We start from the raw sequence: 21,934 nt of genomic DNA, 5'->3' as shown, positions 1-21,934 counted from the left end.
AAAATAATCTTATTATTTGTGAATTGATCTACCCAAAAGGCTAATAGCAACAGTATTATGTAGCCACCTGGTATAAAGATATTTCCGGCTGCATTATCGAATTACTTTTTGCCAAAGATTTTTTAGCAGCTTTTTCTTTCGCTTTTTCATAAATAAGAAATAAAGCAATAGTATAAAAGGGAAGACAAGGAATTTTATATCGGACAAGGGTTCCAAAATTTAAAGTGCTCGCTCCTACAAATGTTGCAAAGACTATTGAAAACAGGAAACAATACATAATTATCGGGTCGCTTAAAATGAGCTTGATGCTATAAACCGGGCCACTTTTAAAAATTACAAATATTGTAAAAAATAAAAGGATAAGACTCTCAACTGAAGCAAGGATTTGCGAAATTTTGTGCGACTCCCAGATAAATGGACGGAAGAATGTTGTAAAAATTGCCACCGGAGCCAAATTTATTAAGCCACTAAATGTGCCATCGAACTCAGCTCCTAAGTCGAAATTTGAATCGGCAGTTTTATTACCATCCATTGCTTTAAATGCTCCATTTAAATGTTGAATGCTCGAGGTAAGATCTTCTACAGCATAACCGCCCAGTTCTTTGTTGAATGAATCCAATATCTGTGTAAATCCGTACATACAACTGAAGATAAGCATAGGGGCAAGTAAATATTTCAAAAATTTATTCTTTATTTCCTGGATGTTTTTGAGAACAATAAAGAGAATGAAAAATGGCACGTACGAAATAAGGATATAAACTTTAATGATTGCCAGGAGGTAACCAAAGACGAATAAGATGATCGAATTTTTTATAAAGCCCTTTTTTCGATATAACATTTCATATAGAGCATAAGTGACCCAACCAAGAGACGCGATACACAATGTATCTTTTAAAATTCCAGAGCTCCAGAAAACAAAGGTTGGGAAAAATAAAATAGCGAGGGCTAATCTTTTATGTAAATGCGGAAATTGCTCATAAAAGAAGAGAAAGAGCTTCCATATCCCAGAATATGCGATACACGCGAAAATAAGGCTCGTAGCAGCGTAGCGACCGACCGTGACAAATGATAAAAGTGCAACAATTCTTGCTACCATAAAATTGGCTTCAGACCTGAAATAACCACTATTAAACCTGTCTTTTAAAAAAGATTCATCAAAATATTTTCCCTTTTGAAAAAGCCATTTTAAATGGTTGGAATTATGTAAAATGAGGTGATAAATATTCGCACCTTCTTTTTGATACAATCCTATTGAATCGGCCGGGTAGAAATAAACGTTGTATATGATGAATACAATACACGAAAATATTTTAACCCAAAACCCTTGCCGGTGGTATTTTCTGAGAAGCGGATCGGTATAAGTATTTCTCCTAGACCTGAAGAACAGGCTAAGCATAATTAGAAATACAGGAAATAATATTAAATCGCCATAACCCATTCAGCACTCAATTTTTTAAAAGATGGAAATAGTTATGCTTTCTTTAATTTAACGCTGGAAGAAAATAAACCGCTAATTAATAATGCCACTGTTTTTACAGGAATGACTAAAAAATCAAAAGGCCAGTAAGGTGAGGTTGCAGAAATTCTTTTCAAAATTGCAGATGGGGTTGCCTTGCAATCATTAGTGAAGGCATCTGCAATTGGCCATAAAATAAAACTTAGCTTTTTAAGCTTGTTTGTTTTTTGAAAAATTATTATTGTTCCCGCAAAAGCAATTATAAAAGCCAGGTACATTACTACAGCAAGAGCAAGATGCCTGCTGAATTTAGATTTTAAAACATGAAACCTGTTGCGTACATAATAATACATTTTCCAGTTGGTGTGAAAGTTCCAGTCGTTTTTATATGAATAAGCTGATGCAGGGTGATAATGTATACTATTTGTCTTTGTATAAAAAGGTATTTTATTTTTCTTGATGATGCGATAGAGATATTCTGTTTCGTCTCCCCATAAAAACAAGTCTGCTTTAGGAAGTCCGACTCTCTCTATAATTTTTCGGTGCAGGAGTGTTCCATTAAAAGGATGGGCAACGTTTTTTATAACAGGGTTTTCTAATTCATCTATTGTAGAATAGTTTCCGGTTTTCCACACGAAACTCTTTTTGTCCTCTTTATTTATAACTGCACAATTGCGCAGGCACATTTCCTCAGTATTTCCTTCGAGCAGCCGTTCAAGCGCATCTTCTTTAGGATATCCGTCGTCATCCATAAGCCATATCCATGTATATAATTTTTCAAAGGCAGTTTTGATGCCTCTGTAAAAACCGCCAGCACCCCCTACGTTTTCCTGGGTTATAAACTCAATGTCGTCCTGGCTACGTAGCCATAATTCTGTGTGATCGGTACTGCCATTGTTAACTACGAGTATTTTATCAATTTTGCGTGTTTGTTTTCTTAAAGCATCAATACATTGAGCCAGCAAAAACTGACGATTGTAGGTAACAACTACGGCTATAACCTTGTCCATAGATTCAGAATTTGGTTTTTGAGATATGGATTGTGTATACCATAACGCAAACGAATAGCTCATATTGTCACTGAATATGAGAATTTCATCCTTAAATATTGAAAAGAAAAGAATCTTTGGTAAAAAAACATTACCGTTGTAGTAGTTAGAAGAGAGTACTTAGGTTGGCTCAACGTTTGGGAACACAGGGCGTTTTAAATTTTTGATAAAAGCATCTTTGAATTTGTCAGCAAAATGAAGTGCCTCATCTATAACGTGATGCATATCCATATAACGGTAGGTTGCCAGCCTGCCCAGAAAGGAAACATTTTGTAGTTTTTCTGCTTCCCTCCGGTAAAGTGATAACAATTTTTTATCGGCTGCAAGTCTTTTTGGATAAAACGGAATGTCGCTTCCGGAGGTCTCTTTGCTATATTCTTTGAAGCAAATAGTTTTTTCATGTTTTTCCCAGGGCGTAAAGTGCTTGTGTTCGGTAATGCGTGTGTATTTTACAGATTCGTCACAATAATTTATCACGGCAGTTCCCTGAAAATCTCCTTCAAAATAAAAGGGTTCAAAGGTAACCGTACGATAACCGAGCCTTCCGAATTTATAATTAAAGAATGCATCAAGCGGCCCTGTAAAAAAAATATGGGAATAAGAAGAATAGTCGTCCTCAGGCAAAAATTTCCTGTTCAGTGTAAGGTGGATATTTTGCCTGTCTAATAATTTTTGAACAAATTCAGTATAACCCTCTTTCGGAATTCCCACAAGCGAATTGTTATAATAACTATCGTCATAATTAAACCTAACAGGCAGCCTCTTTAAGATAGAAGCCGGCAATTCTGAAGGCTCACAGCCCCATTGTTTTTTCGTATAACTATAAAAGAAAGCTTTATAAAGGTCGTGACCGATAAATTTTAGAGCCTGCTCTTCAAAATTTTGAGGTTCACTTATACTCTTATTAGCCAAACTTTCGATAAAAGCTTTTGCTTCGGCCGGGGAATATGTTTTTTTGAAAAACTGGTTGATGGTGTGAAGGGTTACAGGTAGCGAGTACACCTGACCGTTATAAATAGCCTTTACTTTATGTGCAAAAGGCTGCAGTTGAATAAATCCATTGACAAAATCCCATATTTCCTTTTTATCGGTATTGAAAATATGTGGTCCGTAACGATGTACCATTATGTCCGTTTTCCGGTCTCTCTCGGTAAAGCAATTACCAGCAATGTGCGATTTTTCTTCCCAGATATCTATCTGGCAATCCATGTTACATGCAAGCTGGTGAGCGAGAACAGCCCCTGAAAATCCTGAACCAACAACGAGAATATTTGGGGTCATATTTTCAGTTTTCAAATTAGTAAATAACTAAAAATACAACAAGCAGTTCAATTCAAAAATAAATTGGGTAGCTTACAAATTGACTTTACTTTTTTATACTTTTGCGCCCCTATGCAGGTTGAATATAATACGCCACCAAAAGCAGTAATAAAAGGCGAGAATAAAGACATTTACCTTTTTTCCACCGCGGGTGAAAATATTAGCGATATGGTGGTGAGAGATTTTGGCTTGGAATGGATGAAATTTAAGGATTATTCCGATAAAGATATTAGGTCACTTGCTATAATGTATTTTGATATTTTGGACGATACAATAATCAACAAAAATACTTACGCTTTAGATATTGGTTGCGGTACCGGCAGATGGACAAAATACCTATCAGACAGACTTGGATTTATAGAAGCTATAGATCCAAGCAACGCAGTGATAGCAGCTGATCATTTATTGCGCAATGTTGATAATGTAAGAATCAGCAAGGCTGCTGTGGAAACTATTCCCTTTGATGATGAGACGTTTGACTTTGTGATGAGTATTGGCGTTTTGCATCACATTCCTGATACCCAGAAAGCAATGATGGACTGTGTAAAGAAAGTTAAAAGAGGCGGATATTTCTATGTGTATTTATATCATAATCTTGACGGTACCGGCCGACTGAAAAAAATGATTTTTAGGTGCAGTGAAACGCTCAGACGCTTTGTAAGCAAGCTGCCGCCGATGACAAAAAAATTTGCCTGTAACTTTCTTGCTGTTACAACGTATTTGCCATTCGTTTTTGCTGGTAGGCTATTAAGGTTTTTTGGCCTGGATAGCATTGCGAAAAGATTACCACTGAGCGATTATCAAAATAAATCATTCTTCATAATTCGCAATGATGCCCTGGATAAATATGGAACTACTTTAGAGCAACGCTTTTCCCGCGACGAGGTTATAACGCTTATGCGAAAGAGCGGACTGGGCGATATTGTTGTCAGCCCTTCCAGTCCTTACTATCATGCTATTGGTAAGAAGATGTAATCTGCAAATTTCTACTTCACTTTTTTAAACAATCGGTAATAAATGTACTGCCAGATGGTGGGGTGGTACCATAATTTGGATATCTCTTTTCCTTTGATAGTAATTACCTTGTTTTGTAAAGCGTCCTCTATTGCTTTTTGTAACATTGGTATAGCCTTTGCAATTTGAAGGTAAGGGTAGGTTATAAAATTATCTTTTTCGCTTATTTCAATAGTATCCTGGTACAAGATGCTACCCGTATCTATACCTTCGTCTACCAGGTGAACTGTAACGCCGCAATTTATTTTGTCTTCATTTACCAGCGCCCAATAGCCTCCATGAACACCTCTATACTTTGGCGTTATGCCTGCGTGCGTGTTGATAAAGGGACAGTTGACGGAACTCAAAATCTTTTTTGAAATTATCCTTGTGCCATTTACGATGACCACATCTGGCTGAATAGTTTGAAGCATATCTTTTACGTCGTTGGTATTTATAGACGAAACCCTTTTTACTGTATGCAGTGGAGGTTCATCTGTATTCAAACTATTTTCTTTGAGTATTACTTCAATTCTTTTGGCAGAAAATTTCCTAAGCATTTTTATAATAATTGCCTGGAAAAGTATTTGACCAGATACAGTTATTATTCCTAGCTTTTTTAACCGGCGTTTAAGAAATTTCCTTTTGTTTTCACTGCCTTCCATAATTATACTGTGTACGGGGAAACGTTTGTTGATGGCATGAAATATAATATTAGAGGAAACGCCGGAGCCTGCAAGCATTACTATTTTCTTATCCTTCATTCCTTATTTAATAATTTTTTGGCGAGGTTAGTCATAGTAATACTATTAAAGCCATATCGCTTATTGAGATCTCTATAGTGTAACAGAATTTCTTCAAGAAATTTAAAATTTTTATCCTGGTTTGTTCCAAAATTATGCGGATGCCACCAGAGATGATAGATTAATTTATTTTTGGCCGCATAAGTCATCTCGTTTTTGATTCTTTTCATTCGAATGCTTTCCAGGAGCCTTAGCCGGGAAGTATATGGCCGCAAAAAGCGGCTGCCTGGTAAGCGTATCGGAAAGGAAGATAACAGAGATTGGGAAGAATAACAATGGTATCCCGTAAGATTAATATAGTTATCCATAAGCCTTGAAATTTTTCTAACAATCTCGTTGCCATTTCCTGGAGTTACTTTATATAGCCATGAATTCTGGTTATTACGTACTACAAGTATTCCGCATTCTTTACACACTTGCAGGTAATCCTCGTTAAATTGATTTCTGGGGAAAACCATACTTGTAATTTCAATGTCTCTCTTTTTTGCTATTGCTATAGCCGCCTTTAAATCTTCCCGGAAATCATCTACTGTTTGCCCTTCTTCCAAACAGTAATAATGTGAAAATGTATGGGTACCTATCTCCTGGTTGGGCGCACTTTTTATGGTTTGAACAAGGTGAGGCGCAAAATGGTAAGGATCTACCGCGGCATCTTCACCCACTTGTCGGTCTAAATAATTGCCGTATGGGGACAAGATTTTATTACTGTAACTGGGAATATGCCGGGGTAAGTTCGATAACATTTCCTTTTTATTTCGAAAAAATAAAAGACCAACGGTAGCAAAAGTTGCTTCGATACCAAACTTATTGAATAGTGCGAGGGTTTTTGGTATCACCTCTTGAACACCCAATAGATTCTCCCCGTATGTTGTCGGGGTAACCTTATCGCGAACGCCCCACATTATTTCAAAGTCCAATGAAATTACAAATTGCCCAACTGACTCCCCGTCCATAACAAAAGTTTTATTTAAAAATAACGATAATTGATTAGGCAGGCTTGGTGAGGATGGTGGTGTAAATTTTTTTGTAAGAATCGATCGCCTTTTGTAAATCGTAATATTCCCTGGCGCCGTTTCTTATAATTTTACTATCAAACTTAATCCTATCTGAGATCAAACTTGCAACACTTTCAAATTCTTGCTGATTTAAATTTTTTAAAGTAATACCTGATTTAGCTCCCGTGATAATTTCGTCCACATCGCCGACTCCAGAATTAGATATGGCCGGAATTCCCATTGCCATAATTTCTCCATGTTTAGTGGGCGAAGAAGATTGCTTTGAATAACAGGGTTTAATAAAAAAGACTGAATAATCGCTGAACGAAAGCAAAAGAGGTACCTCATATCGCTGGGCATTATGAACTATAATTTTTTCTTTGGGAATACCAAATTTCACACCGATATCAATAATAATTGCTGGTTCATGCGGTGATATAAAAAGGAATTTCGCATTTGGATTTTTATCCAAAATGATTCTGTAAAACATCATCATCTCATTGGTCAGATACCAACCACCAATGGATCCCAGATAACTTATGACAACATCGTTTGCGCTTATATTCAGTTGCTTTCTTACAGCCGCCTTTTGATGAGCATCTATCCTTTCGGGATCAAAGAGTTGCATATCCACACTGCATGGAATAACTTCAAGAAAAACTTTCTGTGAATATTGCGGCCGTTGTTGTATAATTTTTTTAGCAGCGTAGGTAAGGCAAACCATACCATCACAATGCTTTACTTCTTCTTCCTCTATTCTTTTAAAATACTTATAGATAATCTTGTAAAGAGGATTTTTTAAATTCCATATTCCTCCATCAACCCTGCTGTCCGCATAAAATTCTCTTACATCATGAAGAAACTTTACATTGAACTTTTTCTTCATCCATAAGCCAATGAGCGATGGAATACCGGCACGTGTATGCACCATATCAAAGCTTTCTTTTGAATGCAAAAATTTTGCTTTTCTTTTTAGCATCAGGACGTCGTATACGGACGAAAGCACTGGCGGCTTCTTATGATAAACTATCGGAAACCATTTTACATCAAATGAACTCAGTAGTTTTTCAATATCTCTTTTATATAAAGCATAACGTTGCGGTTTTTCACAACTTAAAATTGTAAAACAATATCCATACTTTGTAAGCCCGGCCAGGTAAGGAATTACCTGGCTTTGGCCAAGCGGGTCAGTCAGGCCGTCATAAGAAATAAAGAGAATTTTTTTTGTCATCCCAGGTTAATTTATTTGCTCCAAATACCAATTATTACATGCCGACGTCAGTTTTTTATTTGAAATATTCTGTTAATGTGGGATACTATCTGAAAAAATATACTATCAAAATATTCAACGTTTTGGCTGAAAGGGTCCCTTATTTCATCATGACCACCTAAACTATAGATTTTGTCAATATCACTTTCGTCAGTTTCATTTATGAGGTTCATCAAGTTTTCTTTATCCATAACAACCCAGGCACTGATATTTTTTTTATCAATAGAATCTATATTGCTTGACTTGTGACAATAAATATCAATATCAAATTTGCTTGCAGCAGCCACTGCATTTAAAGGCGGAAGTCTTTCTGCTTTGCCGATAAATCCGCTTGAGTGGAAAATAAATTGTGGGTAATTCTTTTGCGCATACACCTCGGCGAAAGGACTGCGGCAAATATTTCCCTTACAAATAAATACAATAATATCTCCTTGCTTAGGCGTATACGATCGGCCACTGATTTTATTCCATAATATATCGGATTGTTTTTTCAGCGCTAATCTTGAAGTTCTTTTTTGAAAAGGGATTCTGATAATATCGATAATATCTAAAAATCGGTATCTGAAATCATTAAACAAATTGTCCTCAATAATTTCATTGGATCTCAGCGCCTTTCTAAAATTCCAAATCCATGTAAAAGGCAAACTATATTTTTTTTGAGAAATGATACCCTTTAATAACCAGGAAACTTCCATCTTAAAATTCCTTGCATAAAATTCGCCGGGCTTGTGTACTATATTTTTCTTGTCTATATTTTCAAGATTTACAAGTTGCATTGGAAAATTCTTTCCCGCGTATACGCCCAATTTTATTGAACCCCAAAACCGGCCGTTTAATTCCATCAGGTACGCCTTGCCGTTAGTGATTCTAAATTCTAACATGCCTACTCCATTCCAGCCCATTAATTTAATAAGCGCCTGAGTTCTGTCCAACAAACCAAATGGATCGCCGGTTATTGTTTTTCTATAAGAACTTTCTCCGCCTCCCCATGCTTCGTGTATTCGCTTATGAAAATAATAGTCTATTAATTCTCCGTTGCGTGCAATAAAATTCAGCCCGATTCCATAGCCATCTTTCAAATATTCCTGCAGCATTAAAGGAATCGTATTAATATTTTCTCTTACAAAATCGGAAAGTTGATCAATGCTGTTAAACTTTTTTACATGAAAACTTAAAACAGCGTTCCCTTTGAGTATCCGCGATGAAACAGGCTTGGCAATCACAGGAAATAAAATTGATTTTTTATGTTTTTCGAATTCGTTTAATGAATCTATATAAATGGTTTCTGGGTAATCAATACTACATTCTTTTGCAAGCGTGAGCAAAGCATATTTGTTGATAGCAAATTCCTGGACTACCGGATCATTTAATCCGATTATTTTTACTCTGCTATCCAGGCCGTTTTTGCATTGCAGGCAAATTAAAACAGCGATGTCATTTACAGGCAATAGCAGTTCATCTTCATTCTTAAAAATATTTATAAACTCATTTTTAAAAGCAGCAAAATCTTTTTCTGCGTCTGGTAAAAGAATAAACTCATCCACAAATTTTGAAAAGCGAATATTGTTTTGATGCCAGCTAATTACGCATACCGTGAACTTATTTTTTTTATACACTTCTGCCAAAGTGTGCGTAGCCCTGTTATTTGCTCCTAATAAATAAATTTTCGGATTGCTATACATATTGTTTTATTCTTAACCAGCTTTTCCAAAAAGGTTCATTGTATAATTCTATTCGCGGAATTTCAAAATTGTTTCCTGACTTTAGATCATATATTTTATGATTCACCGCTAATCCATATTTATAACCTGTTACAGCTGAAGCTTCTTTTACCTCCTGATTATAGCTGCCCACAGGGTATGAAATTATTTTTGGATTAATACCGGTATGTTTAAATAACGCTGACTTTGATTCTTCCAATTCTTTCTGTATATCAACTTTGTCAAGTGTTGCCAGTGACGGATGTGTTACTGTGTGTGAGCCCACTTCTATTCCATGGTTAATAATTTGATTTATTTCTTTCCAACTCATCATTAGCCCTGTTGGAATCGTTACATCGTTAAAAGAACTGAGCAAATCATATATCAAGCTTTTTCTTTTTTGTTCAGGGATTAATTTTATGTGCTGTTTAAATTTTAAACAAAAAGCGATTAATTCTTTCTTGTTGGCAAATTTGTTTTTTTGCAGTGTCGCAGGCATAAAGGATATATCGATTGTCCAGTTGATCTGCAATTTTTTTGTATGAAAAAAAAGATAATCTACTTCAAATGTCCACGTAGGTTTGTTTCTACAAATGCAATCTGTAACAACGTACATTGATGAGGGAATTTTTAAATGGGTCATTATCGGTAAACTATAGTCTATAAAATCCCTGTATCCGTCATCGAATGTAATTGCAGCTAAAGGCTTTTTTGTGTTGACTGGTTTTGTTTCAAGAATCTCCAACAGCGGCAACACGGTATAATTTTTTTTAATAAATTTTAAAATGGATTCAAATCGTTTTGGATCCATTGGGTCCCACAGAATATCTCTTGTAGGATGTACTCTATGAAATAATAATATGGAGGCTTCAGTTTTTTTCATAATGCTTATTAAACCACAATTGAAAAATTATAAGACTCCAAAGTTTTTTACCGAGATAGGAATTGCCGTTTTTAAATTCCTTAACTAATTTTTCTATAAAAGAATAATTAAAGATTCCTTGTTGTTCAATTTTATTTTTATCAAGTAAATGAATATCAATTAAATAAGCCAGGCTGCCCGAAAGCCATTTGGCAATAGGCGCCGGGAACCCCCACTTTTTTCTATAAATCAAATGTTGCGGCAGGTAACGTTCCAAATCTTGTTTCATTAAAAATTTATGCATTTTGCCGTTTATTTTTAAATCCGTCGGCAGGTTAATGCTAAATTCTACAAGCCGATAGTCTAAAAAAGGTAAACGCACCTCAAGGCTATTGGCCATTGAGGCAATATCCATTTTGTACATCAGGTTATTGGCGAGGTAATTATTTATATCGAACAGGGAAACTTTTTCTTTATTATCTATTGGCAATTTATCTATACTTATCCAATCGTTTACTATAGTTTGATGTGAGTATGGATTATTGAATAAGCAGCTTATTTGTTTTTCTGTGAACATACCCTGTTCCTGTGAAATGAGATGCAGTAATAATGTTTTTTCATTCTCGTTCTCTAATAAGGCTGACCCTTTATTATATTTCATTCCCATTCTTTTCATTAAAGACGAAGCAAGGTTTCTTAACGGGGTATTGCTGTATTTATAAACATTTTGTAATTGGCCGTAACGGCTATACCAGCTATATCCCAGGAATATTTCATCGCCGCCATCGCCGCTTAAAGCCACTGTTACCAACTGTTTTGCTTTTTCGCAAACTATTAATGTAGGAATGGTAGATGGCCCTACAAAGGGCTCATCGTAAGCATCTACTACAGCTTCTAATTCAGAAAGGCAATATGCTTCATCCACATTGAATTGGTGATGGGATGTTTTTAAAATTTCTGCAACTTCTTTTGCATATTTAGTTTCATCATATTCTTTTACATCAAACCCGATTGTAAAAGTTTCGACCGGAATGGAAGAATTCTCTTGAAACTTAGCAGCAATTAAAGAAGAATCAGTACCACCACTTAAAAACGAGCCGACCTTTACATCGCTGAGCATTCTCAACTTTACCGAGCTTTTTAATAAATGATCAAATTCTTCTACAGCATCGGCTGTTAAAACAGGTTTTTTTTGCAAAGAATATTTATCTAATAAATTATACCAGGAGAATATTTCTAAATCTTTGCCAGGCGTATATTCCAAATAATAGCCGTTAGGCAATTTATTTATTTCGTTGTATATCGATTGGGTTTTTGGTATATAATCAAGAAAGAAATAATCTTTAAGTGCCTCTATGTTCAATGTTTTTTGGACGGGTAAATCTTCAAAGGCTTTTAGCTGGGAAGCAAATATGAATGAATTTTTATCATAAAAATAAGTTAGCGGCTTCACTCCAAACCTGTCTCTTACCACGGTTAGTTTTTGCAGATGCAAGTCCCAAAATGCAATTGCAAACATGCCGTTGAACCAGTTAAAACATGAGATACCATGTTTGGCGAAACACTCCAATATCACTTCACTATCACTGTGTGTTTTAAAAACGACCCTTGCTAATTTTTCTTTTTGTAATTCCCGGAAATTATATATCTCTCCGTTAAAAACCATTAGAAATCGCCCATCATGGCTTATCATAGGTTGATTAGCCGTAGTGCTTAAATCTAAAATGCTTAGCCTTCTGTGAGCAAGGCCGGCATTATAATTATTTGAATCATCGTAATAAAACCCTTCTGCATCAGGACCCCGGTGAGCAAGGCTATCAGCCATTATATGTAAATGCTGTCGATTGAGTTTTTTATCTAAAGAAATAAAACCAGCGATGCCACACATGAATAATTGATTTTGAAATAAAGCGAAAATAATTATAAAATATTGTCCGCTTTTTCGGGTTTATTTACAATAAGACTGCACATTGTATGGGCCATAAATATTGTACCTCATGTCCATCATTTTACATAAAGCAATAATGTAAAATTTTATATTGCCCTTTTTTAAGAAAAGCAATCAATTAGTTCTTAATTTTTCAAAGTATTTCAATATACTCCTTTACAATTTCGCTTATGCGATACCGGTAGCTCGCAGCTTTTAAAATATTACTGTTAATTGGAGAACGAACTGCACGTTCAACCGATATTGCCATTTCAGCAGGATTTTTTACCGGGCATAAATATCCCAATTTTCCTTTTTGCAGGATTTCCGAAGGGCCGGATGGACAATTGGTGCTTACAATTGTTTTTCCCAGAGCCATAGCTTCTACCAGAACATTTCCAAAACCTTCACTTATAGAAGGCAATACAAAAACATCGCAATCCGCTATCCATTTATAAGGATTGGGATCAAATCCAACTAAAAAAATATCGTTTTGCAAATTATTTTCCAGGATATAATTTTCCAGTTTTGATTTTAAATTACCGATGCCTAATATAAACAGGATTATACGCGGCCTGGTTTTTTTTAAAATTTGAAATGATTTTATAAGTGTTAAGTGATCTTTCTGCTCTTCAAGCCGCCCAATACTTAAAAGAATTGTTCTTCCTGAAATATCCGCCGGGTAATTAATTTTTTCTTCGGCGAGCGTGTAAATAGAATCATCAAAAACAGGATTATAAATAGTTGTTCCGTGGGGCAATTTATGATTACTGAATTTTCGCAGCCATGCTAAATTTCCTTTGCTTACCGCTATTATTTTATCGGCACGTGGCGTAATAAAAAAATGAATAAACCTTGCAACTAAATCGCCTTTCCAATGTTTTAAAGACCGCTTCTGCGGTAAATGATAATGATGTGTATGATAAATTTTCGCCGCGACTCCGGATTTTTTTTTCGCAATTATAGCGGCAGCGCCCACATAATCGCTTGCCGTAAAAACATGGGTGTAATTATTTTTTATTAAAACCGCTGGAACTACTTGTAAATATTTATAAAACGAAGTGCCCCCGCCTTCAGTAACCGGAATGGAAGGATGCAAAACATCCAAATAAAGGCCTTGCTTTTTCCCAACTAAGAATTCTACTTTTATCCCATTTTCATAAAAAGAATTTGCAATATTTACCAATACCCTTTCTGCGCCGCCACCGCCAAGATCATTTAAAATAAACAGAATCTTTTTAATTTGTGGTTTCTTATTTACTCCTGCATTGTTATGAGGCTTCTTTACAAAATTACTGGTACCGGAGGCATCTTTTTTTATCGGATTGATAATATGTGGCATTGACTTCTTCATACTTTAGCAGAATGCAATAACAACTTCCAATATTTTTTGGTAGCTATAAATGCCAGCAACATGACTATAAAATAACTGCAACAAACGGAAACGGCAGCGCCTATAGATCCCATCGCTTTTATAAATAAATAATTACTGCAGAGGCTTATTGCAATTACGAAGAGCGCTTGCGCAAACAGTTTCATTTTTTGTTTGTGATACAAAAGAAAGGTGTACATAAAAACCGCTATTGTCCAAAAGAAATATCCTGCTGAAAGGAAAAAGAAATAACGGATGCCCGGCCAATAAGTACTATTGATAAAGAGGTGATATATAACGGGAACGCATAGTAGCAGTGCAACAAATGCGAAGGCCATAATGCTGAAGTACATTTTCGCCTGCTTTTGTATTTCAGCATAGTCTGTCTGCTCAGCAGCAAGCGCTTTGTTTATTTTTGGTACCATGTATTGAATGATGGCGCCCGACAAAGTAATGATGATGCTGCCAAACACGCAGGCCATTCCGTATATACCTACTTCAGCGGTATTTTTCGTGATACCGGCCAGCAAAAAACTATCGGACGAAAAAAGACAAAACATGCTTAACTGCATCGTAATTATGGGAACACTGTATTTTAGTTCTGCGATAATAATTTGTTTTCTAACCGTGCCGCATAAATAACCATTTTTTAAAAGAAAATATACCGCGTACAAAGCCACCATTGCTGCAGATACAAGTATACCCGAAACTCTTCCCAGCCAACCCCAGGAGAAATATACTATTAATAAAACGGCAAGACCTAATTCCATTACTATTTTCGTAATGTTTACTTTCATATAACGTGGCGCATCATCCCGGTTACGGACGAGCAGTATTACGAATTCGTAGCAGAAATTTAGAAAAGCTGCAAAAGGGATAGCCCAAATAAATATTGCTGGGAATGAGAATCTTTTTGACAGAAAATCACGACCCAGGAAGAAAGCGATTGCAGAAACTATCGCCATTGTGATTGCCATGGCAAAACCGGTAGTGCAGAAATCTTTAAAGTTTTTTCTATCTAATTTAAAATAGTCAACAGACGCCGATTGCAACACGCCAAGGTTAATAAAAGGAAGCACAAAAATAATAGCCTGTCCGAATAGGCTCAGCAAACCATTGTCAGCCGGGGTTAAATATTTTGGATTTGTAAAGAGTGGCAGTAACAAAAAGGACAATCCTTTTCCGAAAAAATTGGTGATAGTATAAATCCCCATCGCTTTCAATGCCGGACTTTTATACTGCCCTTTTAGAGATTGGATAGAGGTCATTAATGAATTTTGGAATACTGTATTTAAAATCGCTCGTATAGTTCTTATCAAACGATGATTTCGCTCGGATATTATGTCGTGTGCTATAGCAAGTATAATTAATGACCAATATTCACGCAAGGTTGAAAGTGTTGGGGATTGCATAACAAACGTATGACGTGTTTCATCTCATTTAAAAATTGGTAAAAAATTCTTCTTATACCTTCCCTAATCGAAGTGTAATATTTTAATCACCTTGTTTTATATTGGCAAAGTCTTTGATGATCTTTACAAAGTGGGCAGGATTTTGTCTTTCAACAAATTCTAAAAGTTACACTCGGTAACTTTTTCTAAAGCGATAAAAAATCCTGGAGTCTCACAGTTAACTTTTTATGCAACACCCGTCTACAATCTCAACAGTTTCCATCCTTATTAAGGAACAATGTAAAACTTTATAACCGGGCGATTGGTCATTAGATAGTTCTTATTAATACATTTTAATTATTCATTTAAGTGAGAGTGAATAAAACTTTTTAAACATATTTATAATGAGCCAGACAGTAGGAGATTTTTTAGTAAACAGGCTTTCAGAATGGGGCGTAACCAGGGTTTTTGGATTCCCTGGAGATGGCATCAATGGCCTTATGGGCTCCATGGACAGGGCAAAAGATAAGATTGATTTTATACAGGTAAGGCATGAAGAAAATGCAGCGTTTATGGCTTGCGGCCACGCAAAGTTTACCGGTGAAGTCGGTGTTTGTATGGCAACATCAGGACCTGGCGCTATTCATCTGTTAAATGGCCTATATGATGCAAAGATGGACCACGCACCGGTCGTGGCAATTGTTGGCCAACAAGCACGAGCGGCTATGGGTGGAAGTTATCAGCAGGAAGTGGATTTGATTTCTTTATATAAAGATGTTGCGCATGAATACGTTCACATGGCCACAGTGCCTTCCCAAATACGTCATCTTGTTGATCGTGCAATTCGTATAGCAAAAAATGAACGTTGCGTTACGTGTATTATTATACCCAATGATTTACAGGACGAAGATTTTGAAGAGCCAAAAAGAACTCACGGCACTGTTCATTCAGGTTTAAATTATTCCACTCCTAGAATCATTCCTCATCAATCAGATTTACAAAGAGCCGCTGACATTTTAAACGAAGGAAAAAAAGTGGCTATGTTGGTTGGTGCGGGCGCGTTGGAAGCTTCGGATGAGGTGCTGCAAGTCGCTGATTTATTAGGTGCGGGCATTGCAAAGGCATTATTGGGTAAAGCAGTCGTTCCAGATGAGCTTCCTTTTGTTACCGGTTCAATCGGTTTATTGGGAACTAAGCCCAGCTGGGATTTGATGATGGGTTGCGATACTCTGCTAATGGTAGGTTCCAGTTTCCCATATTCAGAATTTTTACCAAAGGAGGGGCAAGCCAAAGCAATTCAAATAGATATAGATGGAAAGATGCTCGGCATTCGTTACCCGATGGATATCAACCTACAGGGCGATAGTAAAGAAACACTGAAAGCTTTGATACCGCTTTTGCAAAGGAAAGAAGACAGGAACTGGCGTGAAACGATTGCAAGCAATCTTGAAGAGTGGTGGAAGGTTTTAGAAGCAAGAGCAATGAACAGCGCTGATCCGATAAATCCGCAAAGGCTTTTCTGGGAATTATCAAAACAACTTCCTGATAATTGTATTTTATCATCCGATTCAGGAACGTCAGCAGACTGGTTTGCTCGTGATATAAAAATCCGCAAAGGGATGAAAGCCTCTCTGTCAGGCAACCTGGCGACTATGTGTCCCGGCGTGCCTTATGCCATTGCTGCAAAATTTGCTTATCCTGATAGGATGTCCATTGCGTTGGTTGGCGATGGCGCTATGCAAATGCTTGGTAATAATGGATTAATTACGATCGCAAAATATTGGAAACGATGGAGCGATGCGAGATTAATGATCGTAGTACTGAACAATCGTGATCTCAACCAGGTAACATGGGAACAGCGTATCATGGAAGGCGATCCTAAATTCGAAGGCTCACAAAACGTTCCTGATTTTCCTTATGCGGAATATGCAAAAATGCTTGGGCTTGATGGAATAAAAATTGATAAACCTGAAGATATTGTTCCATCACTTGAGTTTGCATTTACCCTTAAAAGGCCAGTTGTTCTGGATGTATATACTGATCCCTCTGTACCACCATTGCCGCCGCATATAACCTTCAAACAAGCAAAAGCATTTGCGTCGTCTATGATAAAGGGCGATACAAATTCCTGGGATATGATTAAGCAATCATGGAAAGATGTAATTGAAAACTATTTACCGCATACACATAATTAGAAAGGTGGACGATTCAGATAGTATATTGATTGATGATTTAAAAGTATCCAGCTATAAAATACCCACAGACTTACATGAAGCCGATGGAACTATTTCGTGGGACAGTACAACAATGGTTTTGGTAGAAATAAAGGGAGGAGGCAAAACCGGAATTGGATATACCTATGGCCACGAAGCCACCGGAATTATAATTGAAAAGACATTAAAAAAACTGGTTCTCAAAAAAAATGCAATGAATATCGAAAGTATTACATCAGCATTAATAAGAGCCATAAGGAATAATGGAAACACCGGCATTGCGATGATGGCGGTATCCGCTGTGGATAATGCATTGTGGGATTTGAAAGCAAAAATATTTGACGTGCCCTTATGTAGCTTATTGGGACAGGCAAAAGATGAAATGCTTATTTATGGGAGTGGTGGCTTTACTTCTTATAATGATAAGCAATTAGAAAATCAATTAGGCGGATGGGCTAGTGAAGGGATAAGATATGTAAAGATGAAAATTGGAACACATCCGGCGGATGATGTATCAAGAGTAAAAAAAGCAAGAGAAGCAATAGGAAAAAATACAGGCTTGTTCGTAGACGCAAATGGAGCTTACACTGTGAAGCAGGCATTGGGAAAAGCAAGATCATTTGCAGAGTATGATGTAAGCTGGTATGAGGAACCGGTAACGTCTGATAACCTGCAAGGATTGTGTTTCATAAGAGAGCATGCCCCCTATAAAATGAATATTGCAGCAGGCGAATATGGATACAACCTCCCTTATTTCGATAAGATGATACATCAAGGTGCAGTAGATATTTTACAAGCTGATGCCACCCGATGCGGTGGCATTTCTTATTACATAAAGGCGGGCAACCTTGCTGAGGCGTATGAAATTCCGTTCTCTTCACATTGTGCTCCCGCGCTGCACTTGCACGCTTCTGTCACCTTGAAAAATTTTTATATCGGGGAATATTTTTATGACCATGTGCGCATTGAAAAAATGCTTTTTGATGGTGTGATGCCGTCAAAGAATGGGTGCCTCGTCCCTGATTTGCAAAGAGCAGGCGTGGGACTTGAATTTAAACATTCGGATGCAGAAAAATATAAAATTTAGGATCATGGCATTTTTTAAGCCACAAAGACCCGAAGCATTAGATCAGCCTTCGTGAACCTTAATTCTTTTGTTCTAAGTGGATACACAGTAAAATTGATAAGATCAAACTTTAAATTATTCGACTATGATAACCGATACATCATCAAAAAATAGAAAGACAGAAATTAATCCACAGCACAATGGTAATCCAAATCATGAACCTCACGTAAACGCACAAACGCAATTAGATACACGTTTTGAAACAAAAGATTCAATAAACGTCGATGTAAAAAATCTTGAAAAGGAATTAAAAAAAGCGATTGAAGGAGAAGTGCGTTTTGATACTGGAAGCCGTGCCTTGTACTCAACCGATTCTTCCAACTATCGCCAGATACCTATTGGCGTGGTGATACCAAAAACGGAAAATGACATAATACAAACGATAGCGTTATGTAAAAAATATCATGCGCCTCTTTTATCACGCGGCGGTGGAACAAGCTTGGCAGGGCAATGCTGCAATGTTGCGGTAATGATGGACATGGCGAAATACTTTAATAAAATTTTAAACATTGACAAAGAAAAAAAATTAATTACGGTTCAGCCAGGAATTGTGCTTGATGAAATGCGCAACGCCACAAAAGAAAAGGTGGGTTTAACTTTTGGCCCAGACCCTGCAACACACGACCACTGCACACTTGGGGGGATGCTCGGCAATAATTCCTGCGGGGTACATTCTGTAATGGCGGCGCTTGAAGGTAATGGAGCAAGAACTTCAGACAATACAGAATCCATTACAATTGTTACGTATGATGGTATAAAAATGAAAGTGGGTGCCACGTCCGATGAAGAGTTGGAACAAATAATTACTGAAGGCGGAAGGCGCGGAGAAATCTATAGAAAGCTAAAAGATTTCAGAAATAAATATGAAGACTTAATTCGCGGAAAATTTCCCAACATTCCGCGCCGTGTTTCAGGATATAATTTAACTGCTCTCCTTCCTGAAAACGGATTTAACGTAGCGCACGTGTTGATTGGCTCTGAAAGCACCCTCGTTACCATTACAGAAGCAACATTAAAATTATTGCACGAGCCTAAAGCAAGGTCGTTGCTGGTATTGGGTTACGATAGTTTGCCCAATGCGGGTTATGCGGTTCCATTTGTTATGAAACATAAGCCGATTGGTCTGGAAGGAATAGATGATTTGCTCCTGGAGTTTATGCGAAGGAAAGGATTGAATGTAGATGATATTCCTCTATTGCCAGAAGGTAAGGCATGGTTGCTCGTTGAGTTTGGGGGCGATTCAAAAGAGGATTCCGACAACCAGGCAAAAGCATTAATCGAAGATTTAAAAAATGAAAAGAATCAACCCAGTTCAAGTCTTTTCGATGACCCCGAACAGGAAAAAATGTTATGGGAAATTCGTGAATCGGGCCTTGGCGCTACGGCGTGGGTTCCCGGCGAACCCAATGGTGGCCCGGGCTGGGAAGATTCTGCTGTTCCGCCAGATAAGGTTGGCGATTATCTAAAAGACCTCCGCGATTTGTTTACCCAATATAAATTGTATCCCTCTATTTACGGGCACTTCGGGCAAGGTTGTATTCATTGCCGTGTGGGTTTTGATTTTCTTACTGAGGATGGGATAAAGGCGTACAAACAATTTACGGTTGATGCTTCACATTTGGTTGTAAAATATGGCGGTTCACTTTCCGGTGAACATGGCGATGGCCAGGCTCGCGGCGATTTATTGGAAATTATGTATGGCAAAGAACTCGTGCAGGCTTTCAGAGAATTTAAAATGATATGGGACCCTGAGTGGAAAATGAACCCGGGAAAAATTATTGATACGTATGGACAAACAAATAATTTGCGTCTTGGCACCACTTATAATCCGCCGGATTTAAAAACACATTTTCAATTTCCAGACGAGAAATACAGCTTTGCACACGCTACTAACTTATGTGTTGGTGTGGGCGAATGCCGCCGCCATGAACATGGTACAATGTGCCCAAGCTACATGGTAACCCGTGAAGAAAAACACAGTACCCGCGGGCGCAGCCGCATGTTGTATGAAATGATGGAAGGCGATGTATTAAAAGGTCAGTGGAGAAATAAAGCCGTAAAAGAATCATTGGATTTATGTCTTGCATGCAAAGGTTGTAAGGCCGATTGCCCGGTGAATGTGGACATGGCAACGTATAAATCAGAATTTTTGTCGCATTATTATGAAGGAAGGTTGCGCCCACGCACCGCTTATGCATTTGGCTACGTATATTGGTGGAGCCGGCTTGCATCGTTGATGCCGGGTGTTGCCAACTTTATGATGCACGCACCTGTTATAAAAAATATTACTAAAGCGATTGCAGGTGTGGCCTCGCAACGCAAGATGCCAAAATTCGCAGAGCGCACTTTTAGAAATTGGTTTCAGGATAGAAATACTGGGCAAGGAAACAAGATGCGAGATACGGGCACCCAGAAACGTGTAATTCTCTGGGCTGATACTTTCAACAATTTCTTTTTGCCAGAAACCCTGGTTGCAGGCTTGCAGGTTTTAGAAGCCGCAGGTTTTGAAGTCATAATCCCTAAAAAAATATTATGCTGCGGAAGGCCATTGTATGATTTCGGCTTGCTTAACCAAGCAAAAAAAATGCTGCTGGAAATTATGCATGTTTTAAAAGATGAGATAAGAGATGGTGTTCCTATCGTTGGTTTAGAACCTAGCTGTATCGCGGTTTTCAGAGATGAGTTGCATAATTTATTTCCTCACAATGAAGAAGCGAAGAGATTAAGTCAACAAGTATTTACGCTAGCTGAATTTTTAGAAAAGAAAGCACCGGATTTTAAAATTCCACAGTTAAAAAGCAAAGCTATTATTCAAGGCCACTGCCACCATAAGGCCATTATGAAAATAGATGCAGATAAAAGATTGCTTAAAAGAACAGGTCTTGACTTTGAAGTTTTGGATTCTGGTTGTTGTGGCATGGCTGGTTATTTTGGTTATGAAAAGGGTGAGCATTATGATGTATCCATCGGCGCCGGCGAAAGGGTTTTATTGCCAGCTGTAAGAACGGCTGGAAAGGAAACTTTTATTATTGCCGATGGCTTCAGTTGCCGTGAACAAATAGCACAGGAAACTGACCGTAAGGGATTACATCTTGCGCAGGTATTGCAAATGGCTTTGAGGGAAAAAGATAGTCATTATGCAAATCCTTACCCGGAACGGAAATACGTGGATGGTATGAAGTTGAAAGATAAAAGTAAAACAGTCAGGAACTTAATTGGTCTTGCTTCTATAGCTATTGCTATTACAGTCGTTATAATTATAAAAAGAAAGAAATAAGTATACGAAATGAAAAAGATTTTATAAATAAAACAGTTGTAATTACAGGCGCTTCAGCAGGGCTTGGAAGAGAGAATTACTGTCGACAGAATGGATGGGAACCCACCTATATTTTTCGAATACACCTCTACGTTATAACAGTGCATCATCAATTCTTAGTAATTCGGAACTGTGGAAAAA

The 21,934-nt window shown here is 37.3% G+C and carries 15 protein-coding genes; 4 read left to right on the top strand and 11 right to left on the bottom strand.

Going from position 1 to position 21,934, the window contains the following annotated elements; translation table 11 throughout:
- Positions 1-55: 55 nt before the first annotated feature.
- The 3 genes from FW778_RS07220 to FW778_RS07210 all read right to left on the bottom strand — a co-directional run bounded on the left by FW778_RS07220 (position 56) and on the right by FW778_RS07210 (position 3,786).
- Positions 56-1,438, bottom strand: a complete 1,383-nt coding sequence (locus FW778_RS07220) for a hypothetical protein (RefSeq protein ID WP_150413927.1) — start codon at positions 1,436-1,438, stop codon at positions 56-58.
- A 32-nt stretch (positions 1,439-1,470) separates the two neighbouring features.
- Positions 1,471-2,466, bottom strand: a complete 996-nt coding sequence (locus FW778_RS07215) for a glycosyltransferase family 2 protein (protein WP_202552102.1) — start codon at positions 2,464-2,466, stop codon at positions 1,471-1,473.
- Positions 2,467-2,625: 159 nt separating this feature from the next.
- A complete protein-coding gene (locus tag FW778_RS07210) occupies positions 2,626-3,786 on the bottom strand; it encodes a UDP-galactopyranose/dTDP-fucopyranose mutase family protein (RefSeq protein ID WP_150413925.1) in 1,161 nt (386 codons plus the stop codon).
- A gap of 63 nt (positions 3,787-3,849) precedes the next feature.
- On the opposite strand from FW778_RS07210, the gene FW778_RS07205 reads away from it, so the two are divergent.
- Positions 3,850-4,800 (top strand): class I SAM-dependent methyltransferase, encoded by a 951-nt coding sequence (locus FW778_RS07205; protein WP_150413924.1) that lies wholly within the window; start codon positions 3,850-3,852, stop codon positions 4,798-4,800.
- Between the two features lie 11 nt (positions 4,801-4,811).
- Here the strand turns inward: FW778_RS07205 and FW778_RS07200 are convergent, their stop codons facing one another.
- The 8 genes from FW778_RS07200 to FW778_RS07165 form a co-directional block, all read right to left on the bottom strand.
- Positions 4,812-5,582: a formyl transferase gene (locus tag FW778_RS07200; RefSeq protein ID WP_150413923.1), complete on the bottom strand. Its 771-nt coding sequence runs from the start codon at positions 5,580-5,582 to the stop codon at positions 4,812-4,814.
- Positions 5,579-6,574, bottom strand: a complete 996-nt coding sequence (locus FW778_RS07195; protein ID WP_150413922.1) for a polysaccharide deacetylase family protein — start codon at positions 6,572-6,574, stop codon at positions 5,579-5,581. The genes FW778_RS07200 and FW778_RS07195 overlap by 4 nt, the downstream gene beginning before the upstream one ends.
- A gap of 34 nt (positions 6,575-6,608) precedes the next feature.
- Entirely contained in the window at positions 6,609-7,847 is a 1,239-nt protein-coding gene (locus FW778_RS07190) for a glycosyltransferase family protein (RefSeq protein ID WP_150413921.1), read from the bottom strand.
- A gap of 47 nt (positions 7,848-7,894) precedes the next feature.
- Positions 7,895-9,568 carry an arsenate reductase/protein-tyrosine-phosphatase family protein gene (locus FW778_RS07185; RefSeq protein WP_150413919.1) on the bottom strand — a complete coding sequence of 558 codons (1,674 nt, stop codon included), beginning with the start codon at positions 9,566-9,568 and terminating at the stop codon, positions 7,895-7,897.
- On the bottom strand, positions 9,561-10,469 hold the full coding sequence (locus FW778_RS07180; protein ID WP_150413914.1) for a polysaccharide deacetylase family protein: 909 nt from the start codon (positions 10,467-10,469) through the stop codon (positions 9,561-9,563). The genes FW778_RS07185 and FW778_RS07180 overlap by 8 nt, the downstream gene beginning before the upstream one ends.
- The gene (asnB, locus tag FW778_RS07175; RefSeq protein WP_150413909.1) at positions 10,456-12,336 is read right to left on the bottom strand and encodes an asparagine synthase (glutamine-hydrolyzing); all 1,881 of its coding nucleotides are present in this window, start codon (positions 12,334-12,336) and stop codon (positions 10,456-10,458) included. Before asnB ends, FW778_RS07180 begins: the two co-directional genes overlap by 14 nt.
- A gap of 193 nt (positions 12,337-12,529) precedes the next feature.
- Positions 12,530-13,729, bottom strand: a complete 1,200-nt coding sequence (locus tag FW778_RS07170) for a glycosyltransferase (RefSeq protein WP_150413908.1) — start codon at positions 13,727-13,729, stop codon at positions 12,530-12,532.
- Positions 13,726-15,015 carry a lipopolysaccharide biosynthesis protein gene (locus tag FW778_RS07165; protein WP_150413907.1) on the bottom strand — a complete coding sequence of 430 codons (1,290 nt, stop codon included), beginning with the start codon at positions 15,013-15,015 and terminating at the stop codon, positions 13,726-13,728. Before FW778_RS07165 ends, FW778_RS07170 begins: the two co-directional genes overlap by 4 nt.
- Positions 15,016-15,542: 527 nt before the next feature.
- Between FW778_RS07165 and FW778_RS07160 the strand changes: the two genes are divergently transcribed.
- The 3 genes from FW778_RS07160 (at position 15,543) to FW778_RS07150 (ending at position 21,754) form a co-directional block, all read left to right on the top strand.
- A complete protein-coding gene (locus tag FW778_RS07160; RefSeq protein ID WP_150413906.1) occupies positions 15,543-17,333 on the top strand; it encodes a thiamine pyrophosphate-requiring protein in 1,791 nt (596 codons plus the stop codon).
- Between the two features lie 4 nt (positions 17,334-17,337).
- Positions 17,338-18,438: an enolase C-terminal domain-like protein gene (locus tag FW778_RS07155; protein ID WP_235906107.1), complete on the top strand. Its 1,101-nt coding sequence runs from the start codon at positions 17,338-17,340 to the stop codon at positions 18,436-18,438.
- Between the two features lie 124 nt (positions 18,439-18,562).
- A complete protein-coding gene (locus FW778_RS07150) occupies positions 18,563-21,754 on the top strand; it encodes an FAD-binding and (Fe-S)-binding domain-containing protein (RefSeq protein ID WP_150413905.1) in 3,192 nt (1,063 codons plus the stop codon).
- Positions 21,755-21,934: the final 180 nt, after the last annotated feature.

The organism is Ginsengibacter hankyongi, from assembly GCF_008710285.1.
GTDB classification, from domain to species: Bacteria; Bacteroidota; Bacteroidia; order Chitinophagales; family Chitinophagaceae; genus Ginsengibacter; species Ginsengibacter hankyongi.
The sequence above is the reverse complement of the archived record's forward strand: the minus strand, read 5'-3'. Positions and strand labels throughout refer to the sequence as shown.